The sequence below is a fragment of the Streptomyces sp. NRRL S-920 genome (assembly GCF_000717945.1).
Classification (GTDB): Bacteria; Actinomycetota; Actinomycetes; order Streptomycetales; family Streptomycetaceae; genus Streptomyces; species Streptomyces alboniger.
Map to the genome: position 1 here is coordinate 148,638 of NZ_JODF01000003.1, position 15,456 is coordinate 164,093.

Consider the following 15,456-nt stretch of genomic DNA (forward strand, 5'->3'; position numbering starts at 1 on the left):
CGCGTGCCGAAAATTCGGCAATTCGGAAGACTTTTTACGTGTGAGGTGGTGGAAGCAGGGCAGACGATGCCCGCAGAGGCGGCACGCAACAATCTGAGAGGGAACGGGACGCATGATCACGGTGGCATTCGAAGAGCAGGTGCAGGCGCGCGCTGCGGAGAAGGCTGATGAGCGTGCGTACGTGGATCCGGCATCCGTCGCGCCCAAGGACGCTCGGGCGATCTCCAAGCGGTTCTTCGACCGGCTGGGCGAGCTGGAGGAGGGCACGCACGAGTACCAGTACGTGCGCAACTGCCTGATCGAGATGAATCTGTCCCTCGTGCAGTACGCGGCCTCACGTTTCAAGCACCGTGGTGCGCAGGAGATGGAGGACATCGTCCAGGTCGGCACGATCGGGCTGATCAAGGCGATCGACCGGTTCGAGCTGAGCCGCGAGGTGGAGTTCACCTCGTTCGCCGTCCCCTACATCACCGGTGAGATCAAACGGTTCTTCCGCGACACCAGCTGGGCCGTCCACGTGCCGCGCCGTCTCCAGGAAGCCCGTATCGAACTGTCGAAGGCGACCGAGGAGCTGCGCACGCGGCTGGGCCGCTGGCCCTCGACGGCGGAACTCGCCGAGCTGATGCAGCTGACACCGGCCGAGGTCTCCGAAGCCCAGCGGGCGTCCAACGGCTATGCCTCTGTCTCGTTGGACGCCGCCATCAGCGGCAAGGACGATGAATCCGACACGGCCCTGGCCGACTTCGTCGGAGTGGAGGAGGACCGCTTCGAGCTGGTCGACAACTTCCACGCCCTGGCCCCCCTCATCGCCCAGCTCGACGACCGCGACCGCCAGGTCATCCACCTGCGCTTCGTCGAGGAGAAGTCCCAGGCGCAGATCGGCGAGATCCTGGGCTGCTCGCAGATGCACGTCTCCCGCCTCATCAGCAGGATCGTCGCCAAGCTCCGCACCGGACTGGCCACCGACTGACGGCACGACCCTGTTCGACCGCTGCACCGACCCGCTCGGCCACGGCGGGCTTCCGGTGATCCGGGCCCCTGCCACCGAACCAATCATGCCCAACTGTCGTTGGGATTCGGCCAATTGATCCACCCGGCATCTCGCACGAATGTACGTTGTCCGCAGTGCGGTGGACCTGGCAGTCATGCTGGGAACACGGTCTGAGACGTGCGTACGTCCACACGGGGGTGTTCGGCATAGAGGTCAATTGGAAACTCCTGAGTCCGAGTCTCGACGGCCAGTTGGTGGTCCCGGGCGATGAGCAGTACGAGTGGGTCCGCAAGCCTTCATCGCACGCTTCGACGGCGTTCGCCCGCAGGCAGTGGCCCTGTGCCGGCACGCTCATGACGTCCGCGAGGTGATCGCGTTCGCCCGGCGGCACAGCGTCGGTATCGCCATACGCAGCGGTGGCCACTGCTTCGCCGGGAATTCGTCAACGGACGGTGTGATCGTCGATGTGACGCCGATGGACGACGTGCGCGTCGACGGCGAAACGGCGAGAGTCGGAGCAGGGACGCGTATCGGCGCGCTCTCGCGGGCCTTGCAGGAGCACGGTGTGACGGTCCCGTCCGGCTCCTGCCCCAGCGTCGGCATCGGCGGCACCACGCTCGGTGGCGGACTCGGGGTGCTCGGCCGCGTGCACGGGCTGACCTGCGACCACATGCTCGCAGCCGAAGTGGTGCTCGCGGACGGGCGAGTGGTGGAGACCGACAGTGAACGTGAGCCCGACCTGTTCTGGGCGCTGCGCGGCGCGGGCGGGGGAAATTTCGGCATCGTGACGTCGTTCCGGTTCCGCACGCGCACGGCTCCGAGGATGACCAACTTCTCCTACGTCTGGGACATCCGCCATGCGGCGACGGTCATCGACGCGTGGCAGCGTTGGGCGCCCGTGGCGCCCGACGAGATGGCAGCCGGACTCGCCCTGACCGCCACCGACGACGTGCGCGAGCCACCGTTCGTCGAGGTGTACGGTGCGATGCTCGGCAACGAGTCGGACGCCCTGCGCCTGCTTGAGCAGCTGGTGGAACGGGTCGGCGCCGTGCCGCGCAGCACCTCGTGCAAGGAACTGTCGTACCGCGAGACGGCCGACTTCCAGGCCGGGCTGCTCAGCGCCGCCAACGAGGTCGTCCCGACCCCGCGGGGGCCGGTCGAGCGGCAGGGGCACCGCTTCACCAAGTCCGAGTTCTTCAGCCGTCCGCTGCCCGCCGAGGCGGTCGAACGGCTGGTGTCCGTCTTCGTGCAGGACCGCAGACCCGGGGAGTATCGCGGACTCGAATGGGCGCCCTGGGGCGGTCAGTACTGCCGCGTGCCCGCCCACGCGAGCGCGTTCGTCCATCGTGACCAGTCGTACTCGCTCAAGCACGCCGTACTGGTCGACGGGGAGGCTTCCGGTCACGACAAGCACGCGGCGCACACCTGGGTGACCCGGTCCTGGGGGGCGGTTCACCCCTGGGGGCCCGCGCCGTCTACCCGAACTTCCCCGATCCGGAGACTCCGGACTGGCAACGTGCCTACCACGGAGCCAACTTCGAGCGTCTCACTCGGGTGAAGGCCCGGTTCGACCCCGAGAACGTCTTCCGGTTCCCGCACTCCATTCCCGTAGCCTGACGCGTTCACACGGGGACGGTCCGCAGCGCAAGCAGCACGGAGAGCAAAGGAAGTAGTCATGTTACGGCAGCTCCGCGGCCATAGCCCCACGGTCCACCCCGAAGCCCGGGTAGCACCCACCGCGGTCGTATCCGGCGCCGTGACCATCGGCCCCGGGGCCGTGGTCCTCGACGGTGAATGAACCCCAGCAGGTCGGCTCTCGTCTCTCCCACCGCACCGCTCGACGCGATCAGGCCGGCGATGGCCAGGGCGGTCGCCACGTACCAGCGGCCGACGGGCTTCTCCTTGCGGAGCAGATAGGCGACGATGCCGGTGGCGACGGGCACCGTGGCCACCGTGACGATCGAGCCCATGGCGACACCGAGCCGACTTATCCCGCTGAAGTAGCACCCCTGGTAGAGGGCGACCGAAGCCCCGAGCAGCAGCGTGGTGCCCGGGAGCGACCGTGCCACCGTGAACCTGCTGCGCCTGTGGAACGCCACGGCCAGCAGGAAGAGCCCTCCCACCAGCACGCGGGTGGCTCCCACCGCTGCTGGATGCGCGTCCGGCCCCAAGGCTCGCGCCACACCGCTTGTGCCGAAGAGAGTGGATCCGGCGAGAACCGCCAGAACAGCTGTTGAATGCGTAGACACCCGTTGTTTCATGCGACGTTGACTCTTCACTCCGGTCATGGTGACCGGCTCCCCGAGATTATTGATCACATAGTGCTACGACGTCGCCGTGCAGTCTTGTACGAAATTGATGCGCCGCTCCACATGCCGCTGGGGGCGAAATGCCGGACACTTCCCTTATGGGAGTCGGCATCAGGGGCGACATCGCAGTCCGTGTACGTCGCGCGGGCCATGGTCGGCGCGGTCAGGGTGCTGGGCGTGCTTGAGGTCCCGTACTGGCTGTGGCTGGCGTTCGCCGCGACGGTGGTCGTGTCGTTGGTGGTGGATCTGCTGGCCCACCGCACCGCGCATGTCATCGGGTTCAAGGAAGCCGCCGCCTGGAGCGGCCTGTGGGTCGGCCTCGCCCTGATCTTCGGAGCTGTCGTCTTCCTCGTCCTCGGCTCCACCGCCGGCACCGAGTACACGACGGCCTGGCTGCTGGAGAAGAGCCTCTCCGTCGACAACCTCTTCGTCTTCGCGGTGATCTTCGCCTACTTCAAGGTGCCCCGCGCCTACCAGCACCGCGTGCTGTTCTTCGGTGTCATCGGGGCACTTGTCTTCCGGGGGATCTTCCTCTCCCTCGGCGTGGCCGTGGTCAGCCGTTTCACCGCGGTGCTCTTCGTCTTCGCCGCCGTGCTCTTCTACAGCACCTACAAACTCCTCAAGGATGAAGAGGAGAGCTTCGATCCGGGCAAGAGCTTCGCGGTGCGGATGCTCCGCAAACTCATCCCCGTACGGGACGAGTACGCCGGGGCGAAGTTCTTCGTCAAGGAAGCCGGCAAGAGGATGGCGACTCCGCTGCTCGCGGTGGTCGCGGCGATCGAGGCCGCCGACCTGATCTTCGCCGTCGACAGCGTCCCCGCCGTTCTCGCCGTCAGCGACGACGCCTTCATCGTCTACACCAGCAACGCGTTCGCCATCCTCGGCCTACGAGCCCTCTACTTCATGCTCGCCGGCCTGCTGGACCGCTTCCACTATCTGAGCAAGGGCCTGGCGATCATTCTCGCCTTCATCGGCGTCAAGCTCATCCTCCAGGCATCCCACAAGCTGATCAGCCCGAGCATCCCGGAGATTGCCTCGCCGATCAGCCTCGCGGTCATCGTCGTCGTCCTGGCGGCCTCCGTGGTGCTCAGCCTCAGAAGACCCGCCCCGGCGGGCGCCACGGAACGGACCGACCCGGAGCCCCCCGCCGATCCGCCGCGTCGGGACGCTTGAACCGGATCGATGCGCTTTCAGCGCCCCAGCGGGCGCCTCGTCAGGGGAGAGGAGTAGACGACGCTCGTCGTCACCGACCCCAGCGCGCCGATCCGCCCCGAGACCTCCTCCAGGTGGTTCATCGAACGCGCGGCGACCTTGATGACGAAACAGTCGTCGCCCGTGACGTGGTGCGCCTCCAAGATCTCCGGAGTCGCCTCCACCAGGTCGTGGAACGGCTTGTAGTTCCCGGTCGGATAGCGCAGCCGTACGAACGCGAGGATGGGCAGACCGAGCCGCTCCGGGTCGACCACGGCCGCGTAGCCCTGGATGACCCCCGCTTCCTCCAGGCGCCGCACGCGCTCGGTGACGGCGCTCGGGGACATCGAGACGGCGCGCGCCAGCTCGGCGTAGCTGGCTCGGCCCTCGCGCTGGAGGACGTCGAGGATGCGCCAGTCGGTGGCGTCCGTGGAATAACCGGTCATGCCCGAGAGGAAACAGGGAAATCCCCGGCCGATCAAGAGGGATGCCGGGGATCGCTGCTTCCGGCTTCCGGTCGGCAGCCATAGATTTTCTGTCATGAACAACACGAACGCGCAGGTCAGCGCCCCTTCCTCCGTATCGTCCGGCGCGAGCGCCGACGCCACGAATTCGGTCCTGCGGGTCCCGCCGGCCTCCCCGGCCGCGGCCGCCGCCTATTTCGGGGCGAGCCTCGCTTTCCACGCCGATGTCTCGGACGTGGCGTCCGCGCTGGCCGCCGACGGCGATCCCGGCTTCGTCGTGATCGACACGCGTTCCACCGCCTCCTGGGACCAGGGCCACGTCCCGGGTGCGCTCCACCTGCCCACCGCGCTCATCCCGGAGCAGGCCGAGGCGCTCCTCGACAAGTCGGTGCCGGTGGTGACCTACTGCTGGGGACCCGGTTGCAACGGCGCGAGCCGCGCGGCCCTCGCCCTCGCCCAACTGGGCTTCCAGGTCAAGGAGATGCTGGGCGGCTTCGAGTACTGGGTGCGGGAAGGCTTCGCGTTCGAGACCTGGCAGGGCCCGGAAAGGCGCACCCCGGACGCGCTCACGGCACCCGTCGACGGGAACGACTGCGGCTGCTGACGGCACCGGCGCCGACGCCGTGGTGAGCACTCAGCCCCCATGGAAATGCCGTGCGCGGCACAGCCTCGGCGCCCATCATGAGGAGTCATGCCGCACCTGCCGCCTCCCTCGCCCGCCCAACTCCGCCGCGATCCCCTTCCGCTGCGCGGCCGTACCGCTCTCGTCACCGGCGCCAGCCGACGCGTCGGCATCGGGTACGCGGTGGCGCGTCGGCTCGCCGCCTATGGAGCCGGGGTGTATCTGCACCACCACGTGCCCCACGACGCCGCCATGCCCTGGGGCGCCGACCGGCCGGACGACCTCGTCGAGGGAGTGCGTGAGGCGCTCGGCGACCCGGACGCGACGGTGTGTGCGGGACCCGGCGACCTGGCGGAGCCCTCCGCGCCGGCCGAGCTGATCGGCACGGCGGCCGACGCGCTCGGCGGACGGCTCGACATCCTCGTCGCCCACCACGCGCTGAGCGGCGCCGACGGCTCCCTCGACGCCGTCGACGCCGCCATGCTCGACGCCCACTGGGCGGTCGACACCCGCTCCGTGATCCTGCTCGTCCAGGCGTACGCCCGGCTGCGCGCCCGGTCGGCGCCCCGGACTCCCGGCGGGCGCGTGCTGCTGATGACCTCCGGGCAGGACATCGCGAGCGGCATGCCGGACGAGATCGCGTACGCCCTACAGAAAGGCGCGCTGGCCTCGGTGACCCGCTCGCTCGCCACCGGCCTCGCCGACCTCGCCACCACCGTGAACTGCGTCAACCCGGGCCCCGTGGACACCGACTACCTCACCGGCGAGGCCTACGCGCAGGTCGAGGCCCGCTTCCTCCGAGGGCGGCTTCCGCCGCTGACGGACTTTAGGGCGGCGGCGCGGGTGCGCGCGTAAGCGCCGGCCCCGCCGCCCCTCCCCTTCACAGTGCGGACAGTTCGTCCACCAGGTCGTCCAGGCCGAGCGAACCCTGGGAGAGCGCCGCCATGTGCCACGCCTTGGCGTCGAACGCGTCGCCGTGGCGGCGGCGCGCGTTCTCACGGCCGAGGAGCCAGGCACGCTCACCCAGCTTGTAGCCGATCGCCTGCCCGGGAATCGTGAGGTAACGCGTCAGCTCGCTCGCGACGTAGTCCGTCGGGCGGCTGCAATGCGCGTCGCAGAACTCCTGCGCCAGGTCCGGCGTCCAGCGCTCACCCGGGTGGAAGGGGGAGTCCGCCGGGATCTCCAGCTCCAGGTGCATGCCGATGTCGACGATCACCCGCAGCGCGCGCATCATCTGGGCGTCCAGATAGCCGAGCCTGCGCTCCGGCTCCGTGAGGAACCCCAGCTCGTCCATGAGCCGCTCCGCGTACAGCGCCCAGCCCTCGGCGTTGGCGCTGACGATGCCCACGGTCGCCTGGTAGCGGGAGAGGTTCTCCGCGACGTGCGCCCACTGCGCCAGCTGGAGGTGATGGCCGGGCACGCCCTCGTGGTACCAGGTGGAGACGAGGTCGTAGACGGGGAAGCTGGTGTCACCCATGGTCGGCAGCCAGGTGCGGCCGGGGCGCGAGAAGTCCTCGGACGGGCCCGTGTAGTAAGGGGCGGCGGCGCCGCCCGGCGGGGCGATGTGCGACTCCACCTTCCGTACCCGCGCGGCGAGTTCGAAGTGCGTGCCGTCCAGCGCCTCGATCGCCTCGTCCATCAGTTCCTGGAGCCAGACCCGCACCTCCTCCACGCCCTCGATGCGGGTCCCGTGCTCGTCGAGGTGGGCGAGCGCCACCCACGGCGTGGCCGCGCCCGGCAGGATCTTCTCGGCCTCGGTCCGCATCTCCGCGAGCAGCCGGTGGAACTCCGACCAGCCGTACGCGTACGCCTCGTCGAGATCCAGGTCGGCGCCGTTGAAGTAGCGGGCGAGGACCGCGTAGCGCTCGCGGCCCACGGTGTCGGGGGAGCCCTCGATCGAGGGGGCGTAGACCTCCCGCATCCAGTCGCGCAGCGCCACGACGGAGGCCGTGGCGGCACGCGCCGCGGTGTCCAGCTCGGCGCGGAGCGCGTCCGGGCCCGCGGAGGCGAACTCCTCGAACCAGCCCCGGCCGCCCGCCCCGGGCTCCTCGCCCGCCCACTCCGTGAGCTGCTCGATGAACGTGGCCGTGGGACGCGGCGGGCCGAACAGCTTGCGGTCGAGACCGAGTTCGAGCGAGGCGCGATAGCCCTCGAACGCGGCCGGCACGGCCCGCAGCCGTTCGGCGATCGCCGCCCAGTCCTCCTCGGTCTCCATGGGCGTCACGGTGAAGATCTCGCGCACCGCGTGCGGAACCGTATGCAGATTGCCGACCCAGCGCAGCTCCTCACCCGTGTCGTGCAAGGCGAGTTCGGCGGTGAGCCGCTCCCGCAGCAGCCGTCCGCAACGGCGCTCGATCTCGCTGTCGGCCCCCGGCCGGGCTTCGGCCTCGTCGAGCCGGACCAGGGTCGTCCGCGCCAGCCGGGCGACGGCGTCCCGGCCCGCGGGCGAGGTGTCGGGCAGCTTGCCGCTGCTCTCCCGCACGCCGAGATAGGTGCCGATGATGGGGTCCAGGGCGATGAGTTCGTCGACGTAGGTGTCGGCGACCTCGCGAGGCAGGGGGCCGGTGTTCGGAAGCGGGTTCTTCATGGCTGACATGCGGACATCCTCGTACGAGGGGAGGGTGCGCGTCACCATGATTCAGCGGAGGTTTCGTGCGGGGCGATCCTCACGGGGCGGCAGCTGCGAACCGGCGGGCGTCGCATCCAGGCGGGCCGTGATCACCAGCGTGCCCTCCTCGATCTGGTAGTCGAGCGGCAGGCCGAGCCCGCGCATCGCGGCGACCATGCCGGTGTTGGACGCCTGCGTCACCGCGTACACGCTCTCGCAACCCGCCTCGACCGCCAACGACACGAGGCGACGCAGGAGTTGGCCGCCGATGCCGCGCCGCTGCCAGCCGTCCTCGACGAGCAGTGCGATCTCGGTCTCGTCGCCGTCCCAGAGCAGATGGCCGATGCCGACGATCCGGCCGGAGGCGGTCTGCACCGCGAGGGTGCGGCCGAACCGCGGGCTGAGCAGGTGGCCGAGGTAGCGGTCGGCGTCCCGCACCGGACCGTGGTAGCGCATGCTCAGCGTGCGCCGCGAGCAGCGGTCGTGCATGGCCTTGGCGGCCCCGACATCGGCCGTGTCGGCCCGGCGCAGGGTGATGGAGTTGCCCTCGGGCAGCGTCAGCACGTCCTGGCCGCGCGGAATGCGCGGGCCGAGCCGCGTGTCGAGTTCCACCAGCGCACGCGCGCGGGCGAACTCCGTGGGAGTGAACGGCAGATACGGCCGCTCCACGCTGATCACTTCGCCCTCCGGACCCTTGAGGCGCAGCACGGTCCCCTCCAGTACGCCGTCGCCCGGGACCGTCTCCTCGGCCGCCGCCCCGTCCCCGCGCCCGACCGCCCGCGCCCCGGCGGGCAGTGACCGGATGGTGCAGCGGCCCAGGAGCTGCCGCAGCGCCAGCGGCAGCTCCGCCGCATCCAGGGCGGTACGGGTGGCCAGGCCCAGGATGCGGGTGGGGGCGTCCACCAGGTCGTGGGTGTCGGCGCGTTCGATCCAGGTCCCGGTGCCGCCCGCCCGTGAGATCGACCGGGTGATCTCCGCGGCGTCCAGCGCCTCGGGAGCGCGCAACAGGAACTCGTCGACCGTGCCCTCGGCCAACGGATGTGCCTGGAGGCTCAGGATGTCCACCCGCCGGCCGGCGAGCGCCACGCACAGCGCCGCCAGCGAACCCGGCTCGTCTCGTACGGTCGTACGCATCCGCCACAGCGTCGTCGCCCCGGACGGGCCGGGGGAGGGCTCGCCCGGGGTCGCGGAGGCGGTGGGCCCGGCCTGCTCCGCGACAGCGGGCGGCCGGGCATCGGTATCGTGCGGACCCGGCGGGGCGTGGTTGTGGCGCCGCGCCCACCAGATGTGGAACCCGGCCGTGGCGAGCAGCACCACGGCCGAGATCACGAGCAGGGCGGGCCCGTCCGGGCCGTGTCCGATCGAGTTCGCCACGGCGTCCGCCACCGCGACGGCGGTGAACAGGGCGGCCAGTTCGACCACGTCGCGCCGCCAGTGGTGAACGGGGCGGCCGTGCTTGGTCCGTGTCACGTCAGGCATCTCAGCTCTCATACGGACACTCTGGGGGACCGGTGTTGCCTGATCGCGAACGCCTTGTGACTGATGGGTTAAGAGGCTATCCGCCCTCTTCGCACCCTTTCGTACCTACTCTCGGCCCGCGCCGCCCGGTTACTGCCCCACCCGGCCGGGCCGCAGGACACGCGTGTACAGCACGCCCCCGCCTTCCTGCCGCAGGCGCACGGTGAGGTCGCCGCTGCCCCCGTCGATGTCGACCTCGCCGAAGTACTGCGGGGTCTCGGCCGGTGAGGTGTTCGCCCGGGTCGGAGCCTTGATGAACTTCTGCTCGGGTCCGAACGTCCCGTCGAGCTTCGTCGCGGGGAAGCCTCCCGCGGCCAGTGGTCCGGACACGAACTCCCAGAACGGCGCGAAGTCCTTGAACGCGGCACGCGACGGGGCGTAGTGCTGTGCCGAGGTGTAGTGCACGTCGGCCGTGAGCCACAGCGTGCCCGTAATTCTGCGGTGCTTGATGTGCCGCAGGAGATCGGCGATCTGGAGTTCGCGGCCCAGCGGGGCGCCGGGGTCGCCCTGCGCCACGGCCTCGAAGTTCACCCTGCCGTCGGGTACGACGAGACCCAGCGGCATGTCCGACGCGATCACCTTCCACACCGCCCGGGAGCGCGACAGCTCCCGCTTCAGCCAGGCGAGCTGACGGGCCCCCAGGATGCCGGTGGCGTCCTCGGTCTGCCTGTTCGGGGAGTTGGCGTTCCGGTACGAGCGCATGTCCAGCACGAACACGTCCAGGAGCGGGCCGTGCCGCAGCACCCGGTACACCCGCCCGTCCTCGTCGCCCGGCGGCAGCGTCGAGAGGGGGTAGTACTCGCTGAACGCCCGCAAGGAGCGCCCTGCCAGCACGTCGACGTTCTTCTCGGTGTAGCGGGCGTCGTCCAGGATCTGTCCCGGGTACCAATTGTTGCGCACCTCGTGGTCGTCCCACTGGACGATCGACGGCACCTGGGCGTTGAACCGCCGTACGTTCTCGTCGAGCAGGTTGTAGCGGAACGCGCCGCGGAACTCGGCCAGGGACTCGGCGACCTTGGACTTCTCCTCCGTCGTGACGTTCCGCCACACCGAGCCGTCGGGGAGGGTGACGCTCGGCAGGATCGGCCCGTCGGCGTAGATGGTGTCGCCGCTGCACAGGAAGAAGTCGGGGTCGCGGCGGCGCATCTCCTCGAACACACGGAAGCCGCCGCGGTCCGGGTTGATGCCCCAGCCCTGCCCGGCGATGTCCCCCGACCACAGGAAGCGCACCCCCTCCTTGCGGCCCTTCGGCGTCGTACGGAACGTTCCGGTGACCGGCTCTCCGGTGCGCCGCGGGTCGTCGGGGTCGGCCAGCAGCACCCGGTAGTGGATCTGCTCCCCCGCGGGCAGCCCGCGCAGCCTGGTCGTGCCCGTGAAGTCCGTGCCCGGACCGAGCAACGGCCCCTGCCAGCGGCGTGCGTTGCGGAACGACTCCGTGGCCGAGGTCTCCACGATCATCCGGGCCGGACGGTCGGACCGCACCCAGACGAGCCCCGCGTGCGCGGTCACGTCCCCCGCCTGGATGCCCCACCGGGCTCTCGGGCGTCCCGACAGCGCGAACGAGGGCGCTGCCGCCCCCGCCAGCGCCGGTACGGCGAGCGCCGCCGGTACGGCGAGCGATCCGCGCAGCACGCTGCGGCGACGGGGGGCGGGACTCGGCTGACGTTGTGACATGACTGCGCCTCCAGTTGACGGGTGCGACCAGTGGGCGGGTGCCTGACCAGCCTCGGCCGATGGTCGCAGGTCTGTGGACGGATGCCCGGGGCCGTTTGTACCAGGACGTACGGCCGATGGCCGCGTGATCATCCTCTGCCTAGGCTCAGGACCGCGGCAAGCAACCGGGCGAGCCGCGCAGAAGGGGGACTCCCGTGCCTGTCAACGGTCAGAGCCACATCCGTATCGCCCGTCCCTCCCGTGACCTGGCGGCCGCGGAGCGCTTCTGGGTCGACGGGCTCGGACTGAAGGTGGTCTACCGGGCGGAGGGCGGCGACGCTCCCGGGGAGCACGAACTGCTCATGGTCGGCTGGCCGGACGCGTCCTGGCACCTCGAACTCGTCCACGAGGCCGCGGCCCCGGTCCAGCCGCGCCCCACCGAGGAGGACCTGCTCGTCGTCTACGTCGACGGCGAGGTCCCCGAGGAACTGCCGGCACGCCTCGAGGAGCACGGCGGCAAGCGGGTCCAGTCGCCCAACCCCTACTGGAACGAGTGGGGCGTCACGGTCGAGGACCCCGACGGCTATGGTCTGGTGCTCTGCACGCGCGCGTGGTCCAACGCCTGAACCCCTTGCGCCCCTTGGACGGCGTCGGCCAGCAGCCGGACGCCCTCGGTGATCCGGGCGGGCGTCAGGTGCGCGTACCCGAGGACGAGGCTCACACCGGGCCCGGCCGGTGTTCCGTAGTCACTGAGTGGGCGGAGCGCGACCCCGGCCGCCGCGGCCCGCTCCAGGAAGACGTCCTGGGGCCCCCAGCGGCTGCCGGGCAGCCGGGCGATGACGTGCAGGCCCGCCGCGATCCCGGTCACGCGCACGCCCGGCAGATGCTCACGCAGCGCCGCGACAAGAGCGTCCCTGCGGTCCCGGTAGGCGCGCTGGCAGCGGCGCAGCTGCCGGTCGTAGTCGCCCCGTTCGACGAAGCGGGCCAGGAGTGCCTGGTCCAGCGCCGGATTGCCCAGGTCCATCACGCGCTTGCGCTCGACGACCTCTTCGGCGAGGCCGTCCGGCACCAGGAGCCAGCCCAGGCGCAGGCCCGGGGCGAGTGACTTGCTCACCGAGCCGGTGTAGGCGACGCGTTCGGGGTCGAGGCCCTGCAAGGCCCCCACGGGGGCACGGTCGTAGCGGAAGTCCCCGTCGTAGTCGTCCTCGATGACGAGACCGTCCACCGACCGCGCCCAGTCCAGGAGTCCGGCACGCCGCCTCGCGGAGTAGCCGATCCCGGAGGGGAACTGGTGGGCGGGCGTGGTGACGACCGCGCGTACGTCCCGTTCCCGCAGCGCCCGCAGGTCCACGCCCTCGTCGTCCACGGGGATGCCCACCGGGGTGATGCCCGCGGCGGCGAGCAGCGTCTCGTGCTCGGGGCTCCCGGGGGACTCGACGCCGACCGTTGTCCGCCCACGCGCGCGGAGTGCCAGCGCCAGCAGCGTCATGGCCTGCGCCACTCCGGAGCACACGATGACGCGCTCGGGGTCCGCGACCACACCCCGGCGCCGCACCAGCAGGTCCGCGAGGACCGTACGCAGGTGCGGCAGCCCGCGGGGGTCGGGGTAGCCCAGCATGTGGTGCGGCAGTTCGGCGAGTACCTGGCGGTGGGCGGCGGCCCAGGCCGCGCGGGGGAACAGCGAGAGGTCGGGCACGCCGGGGAGGAAGTCCACGCGCGCGTGTCCGGGCCGGGGTGCGCGATCGCGCACCGGGGGCGCCGCGGCCCGCGCCGCCGCGCCCACCCAGGTCCCCGCCCCCCGGTCGCTGCGCAGATAGCCCTCGGCGGTCAACTGTTCGTACGCCTCGGTGATCAGGCCGCGCGAGACGCCGAGGTCGGCGGCGAGTTCACGGCTGGACGGGAGCCGTGTGCCCGGTGCGAGCCGCCCTGATCTGACGGCCTCCCGCAGGGCCGAGCGCAGGCTGCGGCCGCGGCTGCGCGCGGGAGCGGAGACCGCCGGGAGCAGCAACTCCCAGGCCGTGCCGGCGTGTGGACCGCTCACCGGGCCCTGTCCCACAGGATTCACCTCGCTGGAGAGGGGAGCGGGGAAGTGGTCCCCGAACCAGCTGTGGAAGTGGACCTTAATGCGGGCCGCCCGGCTTCCTAGCGTCGGGGCATGAACGCGAACTCCACACGCGGCGCGCTGCTCGCGGCCCTCGCCTGCCTCCTCGTCGGCGGCTCCTTCACCGCGAACAGCCTGCTGGGCGACTATCCGTACAGCGGGGGCCAGTTCGTCCGCTACGGACTGGCCTTCCTGCTCCTGCTGCCCTTGCTGGGAAAGGGCGGGACCGCCGCCCTGCGACGTCTGCCACGGCGCGCGTGGGGCCGCCTCGCGCTCCTGGCGGCTGTGGGGATGGTCGGATTCAACATGGCCATCCTGGCCGCGGAACGGTCGGCGGAACCCGCCGTACCGGGTGTCTTCGTAGGATGCGCCCCGGTGATCGTTGCCCTCCTGGTACCGCTCCTGGAACGTCGTACCCCTCAACGCACTGTCATCCAGGGGGCGCTCTTCGTCGCCGTCGGCGCCTTCGTCGTCCAGGGGTGGGGGCGCACCGACGGCCTGGGGCTCCTCTTCTCGGTCGGCGCGCTCGCCGGGGAGGTCGGGTTCGCGGTGCTCGCGGTTCCCGTGGTGCGTCCGCTCGGCCCCAGGCTGCTCGCGGCGACCGTGTGCGCGCTCGCCGCCGTCGAGTCGGCCGCCCTCGGTGTCGTCCTCGACGGAAGCGAGTTCGTGCGCTGGCCGGACCGGACCGAGGGCGCCGCCCTGCTGTGGCAGGCGGTCGTCGTCACCGTCGTCGGCTTCGTGCTCTGGTATACGGGGCTCCAGCGCATCGGCGCCGAGCGGGCCACGATCTTCTCGGGCCTCATCCCGGTCGCCGCGGCGTGCACCGCGCCCCTGGTCGGCACGGGCACGTACGGGGCGGCCCAGGCCGTCGGCAGCGCCCTGGTCGGACTCGGCGTGGCCGTCGGCTCCGGTGTCCTGCGCCGGCGCCCGTCAGCGACAGTTACCCGGTAGTAGGCCCTGCCTCAAGAGGAGGGCCGTTCTTCCTTCGGGACGGGCCACGGTGTGCCGAGCGCCGCACCGTTTTCTTCTGGACAGCGGATGCCCCGTGAGCTGGGATGGAGGGGTGGCTACCGACAGCGTGACCGACCTCTTCGAACAGCACCGCCCCGTCCTGATGGGTGTCGCCTACCGCATGCTCGGCCGGGTGGCGGACGCCGAGGACGTCGTCCAGGAAGCCTGGCTCCGCTGGTCCGCCGCCGACCACGACCAAGTGCGCGAACCCCGCGCCTACTTGGTGCGCGTCACCACACGCCTCGCCATCGACCGCCTCCGCCACGTGCAGTCCCGGCGCGAGGCGTACGTAGGGCCGTGGCTCCCCGAGCCCTACGCCACCGACTTCGGCCCGACCGTCCCCGACACGGCCGAGCGGGCCGTGCTCGCGGAGTCCGTCTCCCTGGCGGTCCTCGTCGTCCTCGAGTCCCTCTCACCCCTGGAGCGCGCCGTCTTCGTGCTGCGGGAGGCGTTCGGTTTCCCGTTCGCCGAGATCGCGCTCACGCTGGACCGCACCGAGGCCGCGGTGCGCCAGCTCGCCGGGCGGGCCCGCAAGCACGTCGAGGCGGGCCGCCCCCGCTACGAGGTGGACCCGGCCGAGCGCCGCGATCTGACCGAGCGGTTCCTGGCCGCGGCGGCGGAGGGCGACCTCGACGGGCTGATGTCGCTGCTCGCGCCGGACGTCCGCCTGGTCGGCGACAGCGGCGGCAAGGCCAAGGCCCCGGTGCGCGTCCTGGAGAGCGCCGACAAGGTGGGCCGCTTCCTGCACGGCATCGCGGGCAAGGGCATCGCCCCGGGGGCCGAGCTGGAATTCCGCTTCGTCGAACTCAACGGCGCCGAGTCCCTGCTCCTGCTGGCCGACGGCAAGCCCGACAGTGTGGTCCAGGTGGACGTCGTCGACGGCCGCATCCAGAGCATCTACATCATCCGTAATCCGGACAAGCTCGTGACGCTCGCTCGGTAGAGCAGCGACGAAAAGACGGCCCAAACCGCACAATTCCACAGAAAG

Annotated in this window: 14 protein-coding genes and 1 pseudogene; 9 read left to right on the plus strand and 6 right to left on the minus strand. The window is 70.8% G+C overall.

The genetic code is table 11. The features are described from left to right. Nucleotides 1–112: 112 nt before the first annotated feature. From IG54_RS0103395 to IG54_RS43705, 3 genes and pseudogenes are all read left to right on the plus strand, one after another. Nucleotides 113–970, plus strand: coding sequence for a SigB/SigF/SigG family RNA polymerase sigma factor (locus IG54_RS0103395; RefSeq protein ID WP_030777102.1), 858 nt, complete (start codon nucleotides 113–115; stop codon nucleotides 968–970). A 352-nt stretch (nucleotides 971–1,322) separates the two neighbouring features. Continuing rightward, nucleotides 1,323–1,697: pseudogene (locus IG54_RS43700) on the plus strand (FAD-binding oxidoreductase); the annotation flags it as partial. Nucleotides 1,698–2,449: 752 nt separating this feature from the next. Then, the gene (locus IG54_RS43705) at nucleotides 2,450–2,608 is read left to right on the plus strand and encodes a BBE domain-containing protein (RefSeq protein WP_420712222.1); all 159 of its coding nucleotides are present in this window, start codon (nucleotides 2,450–2,452) and stop codon (nucleotides 2,606–2,608) included. Between the two features lie 56 nt (nucleotides 2,609–2,664). On the opposite strand, the gene IG54_RS39070 is transcribed toward IG54_RS43705, so the two are convergent. Beyond that, nucleotides 2,665–3,279: a DMT family transporter gene (locus tag IG54_RS39070; RefSeq protein ID WP_078593661.1), complete on the minus strand. Its 615-nt coding sequence runs from the start codon at nucleotides 3,277–3,279 to the stop codon at nucleotides 2,665–2,667. Between the two features lie 171 nt (nucleotides 3,280–3,450). On the opposite strand from IG54_RS39070, the gene IG54_RS0103410 reads away from it, so the two are divergent. Continuing rightward, nucleotides 3,451–4,473: a TerC family protein gene (locus IG54_RS0103410; RefSeq protein ID WP_420712223.1), complete on the plus strand. Its 1,023-nt coding sequence runs from the start codon at nucleotides 3,451–3,453 to the stop codon at nucleotides 4,471–4,473. Nucleotides 4,474–4,490: 17 nt separating this feature from the next. Here IG54_RS0103410 and IG54_RS0103415 read toward each other — a convergent pair whose 3' ends face one another. Continuing rightward, nucleotides 4,491–4,937: an Lrp/AsnC family transcriptional regulator gene (locus IG54_RS0103415; protein WP_030777110.1), complete on the minus strand. Its 447-nt coding sequence runs from the start codon at nucleotides 4,935–4,937 to the stop codon at nucleotides 4,491–4,493. Between the two features lie 94 nt (nucleotides 4,938–5,031). On the opposite strand from IG54_RS0103415, the gene IG54_RS0103420 reads away from it, so the two are divergent. Beyond that, complete coding sequence (locus tag IG54_RS0103420) at nucleotides 5,032–5,559, plus strand: rhodanese-like domain-containing protein (protein WP_030777113.1); 528 nt, start codon at nucleotides 5,032–5,034, stop codon at nucleotides 5,557–5,559. Nucleotides 5,560–5,646: 87 nt separating this feature from the next. Then, a complete protein-coding gene (locus IG54_RS0103425; RefSeq protein ID WP_051819238.1) occupies nucleotides 5,647–6,432 on the plus strand; it encodes an SDR family oxidoreductase in 786 nt (261 codons plus the stop codon). Between the two features lie 25 nt (nucleotides 6,433–6,457). On the opposite strand, the gene IG54_RS0103430 is transcribed toward IG54_RS0103425, so the two are convergent. The 3 genes from IG54_RS0103430 to IG54_RS0103440 all read right to left on the minus strand — a co-directional run bounded on the left by IG54_RS0103430 (nucleotide 6,458) and on the right by IG54_RS0103440 (nucleotide 11,377). Beyond that, entirely contained in the window at nucleotides 6,458–8,164 is a 1,707-nt protein-coding gene (locus tag IG54_RS0103430; protein ID WP_106976942.1) for a DUF885 domain-containing protein, read from the minus strand. Nucleotides 8,165–8,215: 51 nt separating this feature from the next. Continuing rightward, complete coding sequence (locus IG54_RS0103435) at nucleotides 8,216–9,664, minus strand: GNAT family N-acetyltransferase (RefSeq protein WP_030777121.1); 1,449 nt, start codon at nucleotides 9,662–9,664, stop codon at nucleotides 8,216–8,218. A gap of 129 nt (nucleotides 9,665–9,793) precedes the next feature. Beyond that, on the minus strand, nucleotides 9,794–11,377 hold the full coding sequence (locus tag IG54_RS0103440) for an alkaline phosphatase D family protein (protein WP_030777122.1): 1,584 nt from the start codon (nucleotides 11,375–11,377) through the stop codon (nucleotides 9,794–9,796). A 194-nt stretch (nucleotides 11,378–11,571) separates the two neighbouring features. Between IG54_RS0103440 and IG54_RS0103445 the strand changes: the two genes are divergently transcribed. Further along, entirely contained in the window at nucleotides 11,572–11,982 is a 411-nt protein-coding gene (locus IG54_RS0103445) for a VOC family protein (protein WP_030777123.1), read from the plus strand. On the opposite strand, the gene IG54_RS0103450 is transcribed toward IG54_RS0103445, so the two are convergent. After that, a complete protein-coding gene (locus IG54_RS0103450; RefSeq protein ID WP_234335949.1) occupies nucleotides 11,940–13,397 on the minus strand; it encodes a PLP-dependent aminotransferase family protein in 1,458 nt (485 codons plus the stop codon). The two genes, IG54_RS0103445 and IG54_RS0103450, sit on opposite strands and share 43 nt — an antisense overlap. 114 nt (nucleotides 13,398–13,511) lie before the next feature. Between IG54_RS0103450 and IG54_RS0103455 the strand changes: the two genes are divergently transcribed. Together IG54_RS0103455 and IG54_RS0103460 are read left to right on the plus strand one after the other, a co-directional pair. Next, the gene (locus IG54_RS0103455; protein WP_030777127.1) at nucleotides 13,512–14,408 is read left to right on the plus strand and encodes a DMT family transporter; all 897 of its coding nucleotides are present in this window, start codon (nucleotides 13,512–13,514) and stop codon (nucleotides 14,406–14,408) included. A gap of 112 nt (nucleotides 14,409–14,520) precedes the next feature. Further along, a complete protein-coding gene (locus IG54_RS0103460; protein WP_030777129.1) occupies nucleotides 14,521–15,411 on the plus strand; it encodes an RNA polymerase sigma-70 factor in 891 nt (296 codons plus the stop codon). The last annotated feature ends 45 nt before the right edge of the window (nucleotides 15,412–15,456 follow it).